Annotated in this window: 11 protein-coding genes and 2 pseudogenes; 7 read left to right on the top strand and 6 right to left on the bottom strand. The window is 70.4% G+C overall.

The window, feature by feature from the left end:
- Window positions 1-36: 36 nt before the first annotated feature.
- From OG975_RS02400 to adhE, 3 genes and pseudogenes are all read right to left on the bottom strand, one after another.
- Window positions 37-459, bottom strand: a complete 423-nt coding sequence (locus OG975_RS02400) for a hypothetical protein (RefSeq protein ID WP_406327019.1) — start codon at window positions 457-459, stop codon at window positions 37-39.
- A gap of 41 nt (window positions 460-500) precedes the next feature.
- Window positions 501-1,715: a globin domain-containing protein gene (locus OG975_RS02395; protein WP_406327017.1), complete on the bottom strand. Its 1,215-nt coding sequence runs from the start codon at window positions 1,713-1,715 to the stop codon at window positions 501-503.
- Between the two features lie 327 nt (window positions 1,716-2,042).
- Window positions 2,043-4,609, bottom strand: a pseudogene (gene adhE / locus OG975_RS02390) (bifunctional acetaldehyde-CoA/alcohol dehydrogenase).
- Window positions 4,610-5,128: 519 nt separating this feature from the next.
- On the opposite strand from adhE, the gene OG975_RS02385 reads away from it, so the two are divergent.
- Window positions 5,129-5,326, top strand: a complete 198-nt coding sequence (locus OG975_RS02385; RefSeq protein ID WP_406327015.1) for a hypothetical protein — start codon at window positions 5,129-5,131, stop codon at window positions 5,324-5,326.
- A gap of 497 nt (window positions 5,327-5,823) precedes the next feature.
- Here OG975_RS02385 and OG975_RS02380 read toward each other — a convergent pair whose 3' ends face one another.
- Window positions 5,824-6,525 (bottom strand): CBS domain-containing protein, encoded by a 702-nt coding sequence (locus OG975_RS02380; protein ID WP_406327013.1) that lies wholly within the window; start codon window positions 6,523-6,525, stop codon window positions 5,824-5,826.
- Window positions 6,503-7,669 (bottom strand): Acg family FMN-binding oxidoreductase, encoded by a 1,167-nt coding sequence (locus OG975_RS02375; protein WP_406327011.1) that lies wholly within the window; start codon window positions 7,667-7,669, stop codon window positions 6,503-6,505. The genes OG975_RS02380 and OG975_RS02375 overlap by 23 nt, the downstream gene beginning before the upstream one ends.
- A 240-nt stretch (window positions 7,670-7,909) precedes the next feature.
- Here OG975_RS02375 and OG975_RS02370 point away from each other — a divergent pair.
- The 3 genes and pseudogenes from OG975_RS02370 to OG975_RS02360 form a co-directional block, all read left to right on the top strand.
- Window positions 7,910-8,083 (top strand): annotated as a pseudogene (locus OG975_RS02370) (hypothetical protein); the annotation flags it as partial.
- Window positions 8,084-8,138: 55 nt separating this feature from the next.
- Complete coding sequence (gene gap, locus OG975_RS02365) at window positions 8,139-9,155, top strand: type I glyceraldehyde-3-phosphate dehydrogenase (protein ID WP_406327009.1); 1,017 nt, start codon at window positions 8,139-8,141, stop codon at window positions 9,153-9,155.
- Window positions 9,156-9,234: 79 nt separating this feature from the next.
- Complete coding sequence (locus OG975_RS02360; RefSeq protein ID WP_406327007.1) at window positions 9,235-9,417, top strand: glycosyl hydrolase family 65 protein; 183 nt, start codon at window positions 9,235-9,237, stop codon at window positions 9,415-9,417.
- Between the two features lie 37 nt (window positions 9,418-9,454).
- Here OG975_RS02360 and OG975_RS02355 read toward each other — a convergent pair whose 3' ends face one another.
- Entirely contained in the window at window positions 9,455-9,868 is a 414-nt protein-coding gene (locus tag OG975_RS02355; protein WP_406327005.1) for a universal stress protein, read from the bottom strand.
- Window positions 9,869-10,038: 170 nt separating this feature from the next.
- On the opposite strand from OG975_RS02355, the gene OG975_RS02350 reads away from it, so the two are divergent.
- From OG975_RS02350 to OG975_RS02340, 3 genes are read left to right on the top strand one after another with little or no spacing between them, the layout of a single operon-like run.
- Window positions 10,039-12,732 carry a GNAT family N-acetyltransferase gene (locus OG975_RS02350; protein ID WP_406327003.1) on the top strand — a complete coding sequence of 898 codons (2,694 nt, stop codon included), beginning with the start codon at window positions 10,039-10,041 and terminating at the stop codon, window positions 12,730-12,732.
- A 12-nt stretch (window positions 12,733-12,744) separates the two neighbouring features.
- Window positions 12,745-13,476: a CBS domain-containing protein gene (locus OG975_RS02345; protein WP_406327001.1), complete on the top strand. Its 732-nt coding sequence runs from the start codon at window positions 12,745-12,747 to the stop codon at window positions 13,474-13,476.
- A gap of 26 nt (window positions 13,477-13,502) precedes the next feature.
- On the top strand, window positions 13,503-14,012 hold the full coding sequence (locus tag OG975_RS02340) for a flavodoxin domain-containing protein (RefSeq protein WP_406326999.1): 510 nt from the start codon (window positions 13,503-13,505) through the stop codon (window positions 14,010-14,012).
- Window positions 14,013-14,097 lie beyond the last annotated feature (85 nt).

Below are 14,097 nucleotides of genomic sequence, written 5' to 3'. Positions count from 1 at the left end.
GGACCGTCATGGACCGGGCCTGTTCTCACCGCGGATTCATGCCGTGCGGGAGTCCTCTGCCGCGCTGCCGGAGTCCGTGGCGGGACCCGACCGCCGGCTTCCGCCGCGCCACGGCGGGGCCGTCGTCCGGTGGCCGTTGTCCCAGGCATGGGTGGCCTTGTCGGTCTGGCGGCGCAGCCGGTCCTGGAGCCGGTCGACGACCCCCGTGCCCGTAGCGTCTTCGGCCATGGCGACCACCTGGTGACCGCCGACATGCAGGTCGGCCGTGGCCGACCACGGGCGGTCGGCGTGGTGGGCGGTTGCCCGCACGATGCGCACTTCGCCGGTGACGGCGGGCAGGCCCGGCCTGCTCACGACGGCGTGGATCTTCGTACGGGCGTACGCCAGGGTCTCCTCGTCCACGGCGCCATCGGAGCGCAGCTGAATCATGGGTGTCGCCTGGGTGTTGTCGGTGGTCATGCCGGGTTCCTCCTCGGGGACATCGGAACGTTCGGTGCGGTTCAGGCCGCGGTGTCGGGCAGCCAGAGGTCGGGCCCGAAGACCTCGTAACGGATGCGTCGTGCGGGAACCCCGGTGCTCAGCAGTTGTCCGCGTACCTCGCGCATGAAGGGGAGCGGGCCGCACAGGAACACCGTGGCTCCGTAAGGGAGTTGGGTCTCGCTCAGGTCCATCAGGCCAGTGCGGGAGGCGGGTTCTTCCGGTCCGGGTCGCTCGTACCAGAAGACGGCTTGGGCGCCCGGCAGCTGCCTGACGAGGTCGCGTGTCTCGGCGCGCAGGGCGTGTTCGGCGGGGGAGCGGTCGGCGTGCAGGACCAGTACCGGGCGGGGCGAGCCGTGAGCGGCGAGGTGGGCCAGGATGCCGGCCATGGGAGTGCAGCCGATTCCCGCCGAGACCAGGACGAGCGGGACATTGGCGTCGGCCTGGTCGTCGAGGAAGACGTCGCCGAACGGCGTGGACAGCGTCAGCTCGTCCCCCTCACGGATGTGGTCGTGCAACAGGTTGGAGACCTCACCATCCGGACCGTCGGCGTCGCCCGTGACTCGCTTCACGGTGATCCGCCGCAGTTCTCCGCCCGGGTCCGAGGACAGGCTGTACTGACGCAACTGGTGCACTCCGTCGGACATCCGCACGCGTACGCTCACGTACTGTCCCGCCCGGGCCCGCGGCGCCGGCTCGCCGTCCGCCGGGCTGAGCAGGAAGGACACGACGTCGGTGGTCTCAGCGCGGCGTTCGACGACCGTCCACTGCCGCCAGATCTTGCCGGGCTGCACCCCGGCGTCCTGGTAGAGGCGTGCTTCCTGGCTGATCAGGGCGCCGGCCATCAGCCAGTAGACCTCGTCCCAGGCGGCCGCCACCTCGGGTGTGACCGCGCCGCCGAGGACCTCGGCTATCGCGCCGAACAGGTACTTGTGCACGATCGTGTACTGGTCCTCGGTGACGCCGACGGCCGTGTGCTTGTGCGCGATCCGGGCCAGCAGTACGTCCGGGCGGGTGTCCGGATCGTCGAGGAGCGCGGTCGCGAAGGCGGCGATCGAGCCGGCCAAGGCGCGGCGCTGGGCGCCGCTGGCCTGGTTTCCGCGGTTGAACATCCCGTCGAGCAGTTCCGGCCGGTCGTGGAACATCGTGTCGTAGAAGCGGGTGGTGATCTCGTCGAGCGCCCCTGCCACGGCGGGCAGGGTGGCCCGTACGAGAGCGGCGGATTCTGAGGACAGCATGGAGCCTCCCGGACAGGGCGGATGAAGGGGAAAGGAGCCGCATCGCGTTGGGGCGGCGGTCTTCTGTGTAGCAGGCGTCGGACCGCGATTCGGAACCGTTTGGCGGCAGTGGGCGAAGAGGGGCCGATAGGCCCTATCACCTCGGGCGCATCGGCCCCACCGGGTCCGTGCGGCCGGGGTCGGACGGCGCTGTGGCGCTGCCCCCTCGGCCCCTGCCACGGCGGTCCTCGTGGAGGGGCGCCTACGAGGCAGTCGTCGCCCGGACGGTATGGGCGGCGACGAGCCACGAGGCCCGCCCACACGGCCGCCTGAACACGCCAGGCCTGGTCAGTTCATCGGAACGGCGGCTGCGATGCGCACGCTACGGTCGTTCTGCCCGTCCGCCGGTTCGTCGTCCGGAGGGCCCTGCACACGGCCGTAGTAGGCCGTACGCATGAGTTCCTGCATGTCGTCGAGCATGGGCATCCGCGGGTTGGCCGGGGCGCACTGGTCCTCGTAGGCGTTCAGGGCCTGCTGGGGCAGTGCGTCCAGGAAGGACTGCTCGTCGACGCCGAGAGCCTGGAACGTCGGCTCGATACTCAAGGCGTCGCGGAGGTGTTCCACTGCTGAGGCGAGGGACTCGACGCCCTCGGCCGGGGTGGTGGCGGGCAGTCCAAGGGTCTGGGCGATGTCCTGAAAGCGTTCGGGGGCGCGGTAGTTCTCGTACTTGGGCCAGCCGGTGAGCTTCGTGGGGACGGTGCCGTTGTAGCGGATGACGTGCGGAAGCAGAACGGCGTTGGTGCGGCCGTGCGCGATGTGGAAGGTGGCGCCGAGGGTGTGGGACATGGCGTGGACGATGCCGAGGAAGGCGTTGCCGAAAGCCATGCCCGCGATGGTGCCCGCGTTGTGCATCTTTTCCCGGGCCTCCGGCCGGGCCGCACGGTCGTTCACCGCTGCCTCGATGTTGTCGAAGATCAGCCGGATCGCGTGCAGGGCGAGGCCGTCGGTGAAGTCGTTGGCGTAGACCGACACGTACGCCTCGATGGCGTGAGTGAGGGCATCGAAGCCGCTGTCGGCGGCCAGCGCCCGGGGCAGCCCTGTGGTGAGGAGCGGGTCGATGATGGCCACACTGGGAGTGAGCGCGTAGTCGGCCAGCGGGTACTTCTTGCCGGTGGCGGGGTCGGAGATGACGGCGAACGGGGTCACCTCGGCACCCGCGCCGGAGGTGGTGGGGATGCACACCAGGCGGGCGAGCCGGCCGAGGACGGGGAAGCGGAAGGCGCGCTTGCGGATGTCGGAGAACTTGTGCCGCATGTCGGCGAAGTCGACGTCCTTGCCCTCGGCCTGCTGTTCGTACAGCAGCCACATCACCTTGGCCGCGTCCATGGGAGAGCCGCCGCCGAGCGCGATGATCGTGTCCGGGTGGAAGTCGCCCATCAGCCGGGCGCCGCGCCGAACGGAGTCGATGCTGGGCTCGGGCTCGACGTTGTCGATGACCTGGATGGTGACCGGTTCCCGGCGCCGCCGCAGCACGCGCTGGACCCGGTCGACGAGGCCGAGGCGGGTCATCGTCGCGTCGGTGACGATGGTGACGCGGTGAACCTCCGGCATGGAGGCGAGGTACTGGATGGCCTGTGGCTCGAAGTAGATCTTCGGCGGGACCTTGAACCACTGCAGGTTGTTGCGGCGCACCGAGACGCGCTTGACGTTCAGCAGCTGGGCGGCGGACACGTTGTTCGACACCGACGTGCTGCCCCAGGAGCCGCACCCCAGTGTCAGTGACGGCAGCAGGCTGTTGTAGATGCCGCCGATCGCGCCCTGGGAGGACGGGGCGTTGACGATGATCCGCACGGTCTTCATGCGCCTTCCGTACGCCTCCGCCAGCGCGAGGTCCTCGGTGTGGATGACGGCGCTGTGCCCCTGCCCGTGAAAGGCCACCATGTCGGCGGCCAGGTCGAAGCCCTGCTGCTCGGTGCCGGCGCGGAGCACGGCGAGGACCGGGCAGAGCTTCTCCCGGGTGAGCGGTTCGTCCGCGCCGACCCGGTCGGCCTCGACCAGGATGAGCGACGTGCCGTCCGGCACGGAGAATCCGGCCTGCTCGGCGATCCAGGCCGGGCTCTGGCCAACGGCCGCGGAGTTGACCTTGGGCTCGCAGCCCGCGCCCGCGGCTCCTGTGGGGAACAGGAACGCCTCCAGCTTCGCCTTCTCCTCGGCGGTCGCCCGATGGGCGTGCAGGGTGAGGAATTCGGCGAGGGCCGAGTCGTAGATCTCCTCGTCCAGGATGACGGCCTGCTCGGAGGCGCAGATCATGCCGTTGTCGAACGCCTTGGACAGCACCAGGTCGTTTACGGCTCGGCGCAGCTTCGCGGTCCGGTGGACATAGGCGGGGACGTTGCCCGCGCCCACTCCCAGGGCGGGCTTGCCCGCCGAATAGGCGGCCTTGACCATGGCGTTGCCGCCGGTGGCGAGGATCAGGGAGACACCCGGGTGTCGCATCAGGGCGCCGGCCGCCTCCACGGACGGGGTCTCGATCCACTGCACGCAGTACTCGGGCGCACCCGCTGCGACCGCCGCGTCGCGCACGATGCGGGCCGCCTGCACGCTGCAGCGCTGAGCGGAGGGGTGGAAGGCGAACACGACCGGGTTGCGTGTCTTCAGCGCCATCAGTGCCTTGAAGATCGTGGTGGAGGTCGGGTTGGTCACGGGAGTGATGGCGCACACCACGCCGACGGGCTCAGCCACCTCGATCATGTCCTCGATGTCTTCACTATGTGGTCGACCTGCTCCTGATCGAGCGCCTCATAGTCGGCGAGTGCCTTGAGCCCGTTCGTCACCAGCCGGTCCACCGCGATGGCGATGTCGGACGGCGTGGCGGCAGGGCCGGCGGTCGCGCCTGGGCCGTCGTGGCGGGTCATGGGGGCGAGCCTCCGTTGTCGAGAGGGCGCCGCCGCTGAGGCGGCGGCGCGTGGAGGGAACGGCACGGCTGGCGGAGAGAAAGACCGGTACCGCTCCCACCAGCACCGTCTCTCGTCCGCGGTCCTCCGACCCAGGTCCCGTTGGTCCCTTTGTCGGGCTGACCGGCCCCGAAGCCTCCGGGCCGCGCTACGCGACCTGGGCGAGTCGGGTGGGGAACACGGTCTGTTCGTCGAACAGTTCGTGGTTCTGGAGAGAGTGGGCTCGGGTGATTGCGACCGGATCGATCGGATCCTGGGCTGGGCGGAGGTGGTGCCATGGTCCGGGGAGCGCGCGCTCGTCCGCCCACCTTGGGCCCTCTCGTTCTTCCCCCTCGGGTGGGCCGGCCCAAGGCCAGTGAGCCCCGGCGGGCAAGGGCCGTTGTGGACCTCTGGCAGGCCGTCTTGGCCCATGTGCCCCCGGCCTGCGGCGGGGTTGGCTGGAAGCACAGAGAAGGACGTCGACGAGGGAGGGCGAGGGCAGTGGGTACCAGTCTCACACCGGAGTTTTGGGAGCGGTTCGCGGTGCTGCTCGTGCTGGCGGCGGGTCTGACGTGTGTCCTCGCCGCGGTCTTCGACGATCTCGCCGTCCGGGTCCTGCGCCGTCGGGCACACAGGACGCCGCCACAGGCGCCGTACCGGCCGGAGCGGAACGACCACCGTACGTCGGTGCACTCCTGACGCGTTCGGCGAGAAACGCTTCGTGGGCCGGGGACTTGGTCCCCGGCCCACTCCGCGTGTCATAGGCACCCAGTGACATCAAAACTCGGTTCTGGCACAGATCTTGGGGATCGGTCACCGAGGGTCGCTGAAGCAGGAAGTCAACTGGAGGAGAAGGCGGGCCCGAAGCTGTTCCACACGACGACGAGTGTCATCAACCAGGGGCCGTTCTACCTGTCGTGGCCGATGGACCACCGGGCTGAGTCGGGAGGCTTGGTCCGCGACCGGCTCGGGGCACGGTCGTGTCCCAGGTGCTCTGGAGCGAGCCCAGACTGATCTGCGGGTCCTGCTCGCCCTCGGCGACGGCGTCACCCAGGTCCAGCGCAAGACCTGCTGCGCGTACCGACGGCCACGGAACTTCGCCTGTGCCTGCCCGCCGGAGCAGACCAAGCAACCTGCCCAGTACGTCGTGCCGTACTCGTGCCGGCTTCAATTGGGAGGCGGCATCCGGCTGCCCGTCAAGGTGCCAGTTGAGCGCGGCGTGGTGAGCCGGTGTCCAGGGTTTCGGCGGTGTCGTCCGTCCGGTGGCTCAGCTGTTCGGTGACATCCACTACTCCGTCCACACCTTGGCACAACCGCACGGCGACGGGGATGAGGGATTTCCGTTCGACGGTTCCCTTCAGGGAGACCCGGCCGTCCACGACACGAACGGTCACCGAGTCGGGGGCGATGCCCAGCGTGCGGACCAGTACGTTCCCGGAGATCTCCTCGCGGATGGCGCTGTCACCGCGTAGGAACACCCGCAACAGGTCGGCGCGGCTGATCAGTCCGATGAGCCGGTCGGCCTCGTCCACCACCGGCAGCCGCTTGATGTGGTAGCGCTCCATCACCTGGGCGGCCTCCACCACCGTCCATTGCGGCCGGGCCGTGATGGCCGGGCTGTTCATCAGGCCTTCAGCGGTGGTCGCCTCCCGCTTGGCCCGGTCGACGGGGCGCGAGTGCAGGACCGGCAGCAGCCCTGCGGGGTCCAGCTGGCCCGCCTCCTTGCGCAGTAGATCCGCCTCGGAGACCACACCCACGGGCCGGTCGTCGTCGTCCACGACCGGTACCGCCGTGATGTCGTACTCGGCGAGCAGCTTGGCGATCTCCTTGAAGCCGGCGTTCTTGCTTACTCGTACGACCGATGTCGTCATCAGATCACTCACCATCCGGTGCTGCATGACTCCCGCCTCCTGCGTCACATGTGTCCCCTTTCCACTGTGCGGCGCCCTGGGCCGTCGCCCCATGGGCCGGTCGGCCCCGGCTACGGCCGACCGGCCCGGTGGGCGCGAGACGTCGATGCTGAGGGCCAGTGCCGTCGAGGTCGAGGTCGAGGTAGGGGTAGGGGTCCGGGTCGAGGAAGAGGCGCGGTGTGCGGCGCGGAGTGGGAGGTCCTTCCGGGCCGTAGCCGAGTCGGATGAGCATCTGGACGTGGTCGAACGGACACGTCGCGGAACGCAGCTCGTCGCGGAGGTCGGTCCACTCCAGTGCCTGGTGCAGAAGTGAGGTGCGCACTCCGTGGGCTGTTGCGACGAGCAGGACGCGCTCAAGTGCCTGTCCGGCCCGGAGCCAGTCGATGCGCCGGTCGTGGCAGGTGCTGAGCGACACGAGCGTAGGTGTCCGTTCGAACGGCCGGGCCGGTAGCTGTTCCAGGGATCGCCGCGCGCTGAAGTCACGCAGGGGAAGCTGCTCAAAGGTGTCCTGGGGTCCGAGCGCCGTGGACGGGATGCCTGTGTCCGCGGCTCCGTCCCGGTTCGTCCAGCGGCGGCTTTCGGCGCTGCGTGACGGGTCGGCGTGGTTGCGGTGCTCCGCTTCGGCGGTGACCCGTAGCAGCCGCGCCGTCTCGCGCGGTCCGGTGACCGCGAGCGTCGCGCCTTCGGAGTGGGCGGCTTCGGCAAGTTCGTGGAGCACGGCTCCGGGAACAGGTTGGTTGGCGAAGGGGAAGCGGCTGCTGTGCCGGTGCCAGATCGCCTCGTACAGATCGTCGCCGTGGAGTGTGCGCGGGCTGGTGCGCATGGTGATGTGCATGGAGGCGAGCAGACCGGGGTGGTGGGGATCCGGGAGCAGCCGAGTGACCGGCTTCCAGCCGAACTGACTCACCGCGACCCGCAGATTGAACAGGGCCGCGCCGGCGGAGATGTGCAGGGCCCGGCCGTGCGGGTCCTCGTGCGGAAGCCCCCGCTCGGCGGCGGCGTGGATCTCCATGGTGGTCGAGTCGGTGTCGAGGCGGAAACGCCAGGGCTGCGTGTTGTGCATCGAGGGCGCGGCGACGGCCGCCGAGATCAGCTTCTCCAACGCTGATGAGTCGAGACATCTGGCAGACATGGGGGCCTCCTCTCGGACGAGGCGAGCTGCAGGGCGTGCGATGCCCTGAGCCTGCTGCCGTGAGAAGAGCGGGGCGAAGGGGCCGTCCGGCCCCAACCCGAGGCTGGGTGGGTACCGAGAGCGGGCAGCAGTGCCTAGTGGCCCCTCCAGGTCCGGAGTCTGGCCTGCTGGTCCCTGCGGGAGGGTCCGGTCGGTACTTCCCGTGCGGTGGGCGGCGGTGGGACGTTCCTGGCAGCAACCGACCTGGACCGCTACCGCCTGGTCATGGACGTCATCGACCGCGTCCCCGGCCTCGACGTCCGCGCTGCCGCCGTACGTCAGCTGATGGCGGACGACCGTACCCGGCATCACGCCTGGATCCGCGAACACGGCACCGACCTGCCCGAGGTCACCGGCTGGACCTGGACCGCCTGAAAACCCCTACCCCGCATCAGCTGAAAACCCCACCCCCGCGAAGGAGTTCATCGCCATGACCGTACGCGTCGGCATCAACGGCTTCGGCCGCATCGGCCGCACCTATCTGCGCGCGGCACTCGACCGGGCGGAGGCGGGTGCCCAGGACGTCGAGGTGGTCGCCGTCAACGACATCGCGCCGCCCGCCACCCTGGCCCACCTCTTGGAGTACGACTCGACGTTCGGTCACATCGGACGCGAGGTCCTGCACGACGACAGCTCGATCACCGTCGACGGGCGACGCATCTCCGTCTCCGCCGAGCGTGACCCGGGGGCCCTGCACTGGTCCGACTATGGCGCCGACATCGTCATCGAGTCCACCGGCCGCTTCCGTGACCGGGAAGCCGCCGCCCTGCATCTGAAGGCCGGCGCTCACACGGTGCTGCTCTCGGCGCCCGGCAGGAACGCGGACGCGACCATCGTGGTGGGTGTCAACGACGACACCTACGACCGGCACAGCGACCGGATCGTGTCAGCCGCCTCCTGCACCACCAACTGCGTCGCGCCCATGGTCAAGGTGCTCCACGAGGCCTTCGGCATCGAGCGCGGCGTGATGACCACCATCCACGGCTACACCAACGACCAGTCCCTGCTGGACGGCCCCCACAAGGATCTGCGCCGGGCCCGCTCGGCGGCCCTCAGCATCATCCCGACCAGCACGGGAGCCGCCCGCGCCGTCGGGCTGGTGGTACCGGAACTGGCCGGCGCCCTGGACGGCATCGCGGTGCGCGTGCCCGTCGAGGACGGCTCGCTCACCGACCTCGCGGTGGTTCTGCGGACGGCGGCGACGGCAGAGGAGGTCAACGCCGCCTTCGCCGAGGCGTCGGAGGGACCACTGAACGGCATCCTCCGCGTCTCGAAGGCGCCGATCGTCTCCCGGGACGTCATCGGCGACCCCGCCTCCTGCGTCTTCGACCCGGCCCTGACCCAGGCCAACGGCACCCTGGTGAAGGTCTTCGGCTGGTACGACAACGAGTGGGGCTACACCAACCGGCTCCTCGATCTCACCGCACTGGTGGCCGACGACCGTTGAGAGCGGAGCGGCGCGGCCCGCGTACCCCGTCTGCTGCGGGGGTGCGGGCCGTGGTCCGCGACACCGACGGCGTCATCCGGTGCCGCTGCCGGAGCTGTCCGAGTACGGCTTCGCCATCCGCTACCGAGGCCATCGCGGGGTGCAACTGCGCCTGACTGCTGAACAGTTGAGGATCTCGGTGTCTCGTCCGACCGGGATCCGATCGACGTCGCCTGCGCGGACCGCACCATGTCCGTGGCGCCCGGCGAATCCTGCACCCTGACCCTCACCCTGCCGGACCGTGACCGGACGGTCCCGCGTCAGTGCGGAACCACGGTCACCGGGCACTCGGCGTGTTCCAGCACGGCCCGCAGTGTGGACCCCAGTGAACGGTCCGCGCGGCCGACCACCAGGAGTCCCGCCGAGGCCGACGCCTGGATCAGCGCGTTCGAGGGGCTCTGCAGACGGACGTCCTCGTAGACGTTCACCTGCGGATACTTCTCCCGCCACGGCCGCAGCGCGTCCGACTGCAGTTGGACCTCCTGGTCCTCCCACGCGCCACGGTCCTCCTCCGGCACCACGTAGGGCATCCACTGCTCGGCGGCGGACGGGAGCCGCCAGGCGTGCACGGCGTGCAGTCGGCCACCGCGGCGCCGGGCTACGTCGAACGCGAAGTCCACGACCGCGCTCACCGGATCACGGGCGTCGACCCCGACAACGATCGGCTCGGTCATGACAGTTCGTCCCTCCATGCGTACGGGAGTCCAGGGTGTCCACCATCCGCCGTGGGCCGGCCTTTGACGCAGGGGCCGACCGGCCCATACGGCGCACCCGATCAGCCCCTGGGACGGAGCCGCGCAGCGCTGGATGCTCGAAGGGCCAAGAGGTTTCGAGGAGGCCCGAGATGATGGACGACGAGCGCGACCGCCCGACCGTTCACGCCCTGCTCGCGGACGGCACCACTGTGTGCATACGGTCTGTGCGGCCCGGTGACCACGAGCAGCTGCGAGGACTCTACGAGGAGATGTCGACGGAGAACCTCCGGCGGCGGTTCTTCGCCGCGAGCCGCCGCTCCGCCGACCTGGCCGCCGAACGGGCCGCGGCGCCGGCACGCCCCGGTTACCGCGCGCTGCTCGCCGAGACCCAGGGCCGGGTGATCGGCCTCGCCGAGTACGAGACCGGCGACGACGCGCACACGGCCGAGATGTCGATCGCCGTGGCCGACGGGCTGCACCACCGAGGCGTCGGCACCCTCCTTGTCGAACACCTCGTCTCCGCGGCCCGTGCGGACGACGTCACCACGTTCACCGCCGACGCGCTCAGCGAGAACTACGAGGTGCTCCGGCTCTTCACCGACCTGGGCCTGCGCGCCGCACGTCGGTTCGAGGGCCCGGAAGTGCGCTGCACCATCGCACTCGCCGAGGACGACACCTATCTTTCGGCCGTCGAGGCCCGTGGCCGGGCCGCCGACGTCGCCAGCCTGGAACCCCTGCTGCGCCCCGACGTGGTCGCCGTGGTCGGCGCCGGCCGCAGGCCCGGATCGGTGGGGCGGGCCCTCCTGCACCATCTGCACGCCGGCGGGTTCACCCGGCGGCTCTTCGCGGTGAACCCTCACGTCTCGTCGATCCTCGGCGTGCCGTCCTACGCGTCGGTCGGTGCCCTGCCCAAGGTCCCCGATCTCGCGGTCCTCGCGATCCCGGCCGATGCCCTGCCCGCCACGGCCGAAGAGTGCGGCAAGGCCGGTGTCCGGGCGCTGCTCGTGGTGACCGCCGGGCTCGACAGCGACCAGGCGGAAGCGCTCATGGCAGCGTGCCGCACTTACGGCATGCGGCTGGTCGGCCCCAACTGCCTCGGCATCTCCAACACCGACCCGACGCTCCGCCTCGACGCCACCTTCGCCGCCGGCCACCCGCGCCCCGGCACGGCGGGCGTCGCCGTACAGTCCGGCGGAGTGGGCATCGCCCTGCTCGACGGGCTGTCCCGGCTCGGCATCGGCGTCTCGTCCTTCGCGTCGCTCGGCGACAAGTACGACGTCAGCGGCAACGACATGCTCCAGTGGTGGGAGAGCGACGGCCGTACCGACCTCGCCCTGCTGCACCTGGAGTCCTTCGGCAACCCGCGGGCGTTCGCCCGCACCGCCCGGCGCGTGACCCGCCGTATGCCCGTCCTGACGGTCGACGCGGGCCGTACCGAGGCCGGTCGCCGTGCCGCCGCCTCGCACACCGCGGCCGCCGCGACCCCGACCGTGACCCGGCAGACGCTGTTCACCCAGGCGGGCATCACCGCCACCGGCTCGGTGGGTGAACTCCTCGAAACCGCTGCCCTGTTGCACTCCCAGCCGCTACCGGCCGGGACCCGCGTGGCGATCGTCACCAACGCGGGCGGCGCGGGTGTCCTAGCGGCGGACGCCTGCGCCGAGGCCGGGCTGTCCCTGCCCGCCCCCACCCCCGAACTGATCGACGATCTGCTCGCGGTGCTGCCCGAGGGCGCCGCCGTCGGCAACCCCGTCGACGCCACGGCGGCCGTCACGGAGGACCAGCTCAGGGACTGCGTGGACCGGCTTCTGCGCTACCCGGGTATCGACGCCGTGCTGCTGGCTCTTGTCCCCACAGCCGTCGCCGAGGCGACCGGCGACGACCTCGTGCGCGCCCTCACCGACGGCCCCGGACGGCGGGAACGGCCGGTCGCTCTCGTACGCCTTGAGCAGGACCTGCCGGTCAAGCTGCTGCCCACGCCGGAGGGTGGTGCCATCCCCTCGTACGCCGAGCCGGTCGCGGTGGCGCGGGCCCTGGCGCACGCCGCCCGTCGTACGGCCTGGCTGAACCGGCCCGCGGGCACGATCCCGGAGCTGACGGAGGTCGACACGGCCCGAGCGCACACGGTCGCCGAGACCTACCTCGCCGCCCATCCGGACGGCGGCTGGCTCGACCCGCGCACCTGCGCCGGACTCCTCGCCTGCTACGGCATTCCGCAACTCCCGTGGGCCTGGGCCGAGACCGAGGACGACGCCGTCATCGCCGCCGAACGACTGCGCGGTGCCGACGGCCGCGTGGTCATGAAGGCACAGTGGCCCGGCCTGGTCCACAAGACCGAACAGCACGCGGTCCATCTCGACCTCCAGGGCGACGCCCAAGTGCGCGCCGGCTTCCGGGACTTCGAGACCCGCTTCGCCGGACTCATGACCGGGGTCGTCGTCCAGCCGCTGGCCGCGCGCGGCACCGAGCTGTTCGCCGGCGTGACGCAGGACGAGGTTTTCGGCCCCCTGGTGCTGTTCGGGCTCGGCGGTACGGCGACCGAGGTGCTGGCCGACTACGCCGCCCGGCTCGCCCCGTTGACCGACCACGACGTTCACGACCTGATCACCGCGCCGCGCTGTGCGCCGCTGCTGCTGGGCGCGCACGGCAGCCGGCCGGCCGATCTCCAGGGCCTCGAACAGCTTCTGCTGCGCCTGTCCCGTATGGCGGGCGAGCTGCCGCAGCTCGCCGAGGCCGACTTCAACCCAGTCCTGGCGACACCGGCCGCGGTCACCGTGCTGGACGCACGCGTCCGTCTGCTGCCGCGCCGGGCCCAGGACCCCTATTTGCGCCGACTGCGCTGAGGAGGAACAGACATGAGGCAGAAGAAGGTTGGATCGGTCATGGCGACGGTGGTCGTCACGGTCCGGTACGACACGCCGTTCAAGGAAGTGGCACGGCTGCTTGCCGAGCACCGCATCAGCGGGCTGCCGGTGGTCGACGAGGACGACAAGGTCCTCGGTGTGATTTCCGAGACCGATCTCATGGTCCGGCAGGCGGGTGTACCCGACCCCTACGAGACGCCGCGCAGCTCCCGGTTCGCCGGATTGACCCGCGGAGCCCGTCGGCAGGCCGCGAAGGGGCACGCCCGTACCGCCGGACAGCTGATGTCCGTGCCGCCGGTCACCGTGCATGCCGACGACACCATCGCCGAGGCGGCCCGGACCATGGCACACAGCTGCGTGGAACGGCTGCCAGTGGTCGACGAGGAGGACCGGCCGGTCGGCATCGTCACCCGCCGCGACCTGATACAGGTCTTTCTGCAACCGGACGACGTCATCCGTCGCGAGGTGATCGACGAGGTGCTGGTCCGCACGCTGTGGCTGGCCCCCTCGGCCGTCAACGTCGGTGTGCACGAGGGTGTCGTCACCCTCGACGGCCATGTGGAGCGCCGGAGCGAGGCGGAGATCGCCGTCTCCATGACCGACCGGATCGACGGCGTGGTCGCCGTGACCGACAAGCTCACCTACCGGATGGACGACTCGCACCTGCGGCCGGACGAGCCGGCCCTGCACGGAGTCACCGAGGAATGGCTGCGAAAGCTCTGAAGCAAGGCGAGAGAACGGGTACCGCCATGCTGAGCAAGGTGGTTGTCGCCTACGGGACGACGAACGGATCGACCGCGCGGATCGCGGAGACCATCGCGGAAGTCCTGCGCAAGGAGGGCGTGCTCGCCGAAGCGGTGCCCGCTCGCTTCGTGACGGACATCGAGTCGTACGACGCCCTGGTGGTGGGCGGCGGGCTGTACGCGGGGCGCTGGCACAAGGACGCCCGCCGCTTCGTCCGTCGGCACGGCCGTGCACTCGCCGGGCGACCGCTGTGGTTCTTCAGCAGCGGTCCCCTCGACGCCTCGGCCACGGAGAAGGACATACCACCCGTCCCTGGCGTGCGGCGGGCCATGACCCGGCTCAACGTCCGGGAACACGTCACGTTCGGGGGCTGCCTGGAAGAAGGGGCCAAGGGATTCATCGCCCGGAAGATCGTTTCCTCCGGGAAGGGCGGGGACTTTCGTGACTTCGGGCAGATCGAGGCGTGGGCCGCGCGCGTCGGCACCGAGCTGGTGTCCGGCGCACCGGCGGAGTGAACCCCGCGCCGTATCGGGACCGGGGGCAACCGGAACCTTTCCCGTTGCGCCCTGACGTGCCCTGAAGCCTGATGCGACCGGACGA

Source organism: Streptomyces sp. NBC_00203 (assembly GCF_045206325.1).
GTDB lineage: Bacteria > Actinomycetota > Actinomycetes > Streptomycetales > Streptomycetaceae > Streptomyces > Streptomyces lutosisoli.
This window is presented reverse-complemented; position numbering and strand designations above follow the sequence as displayed.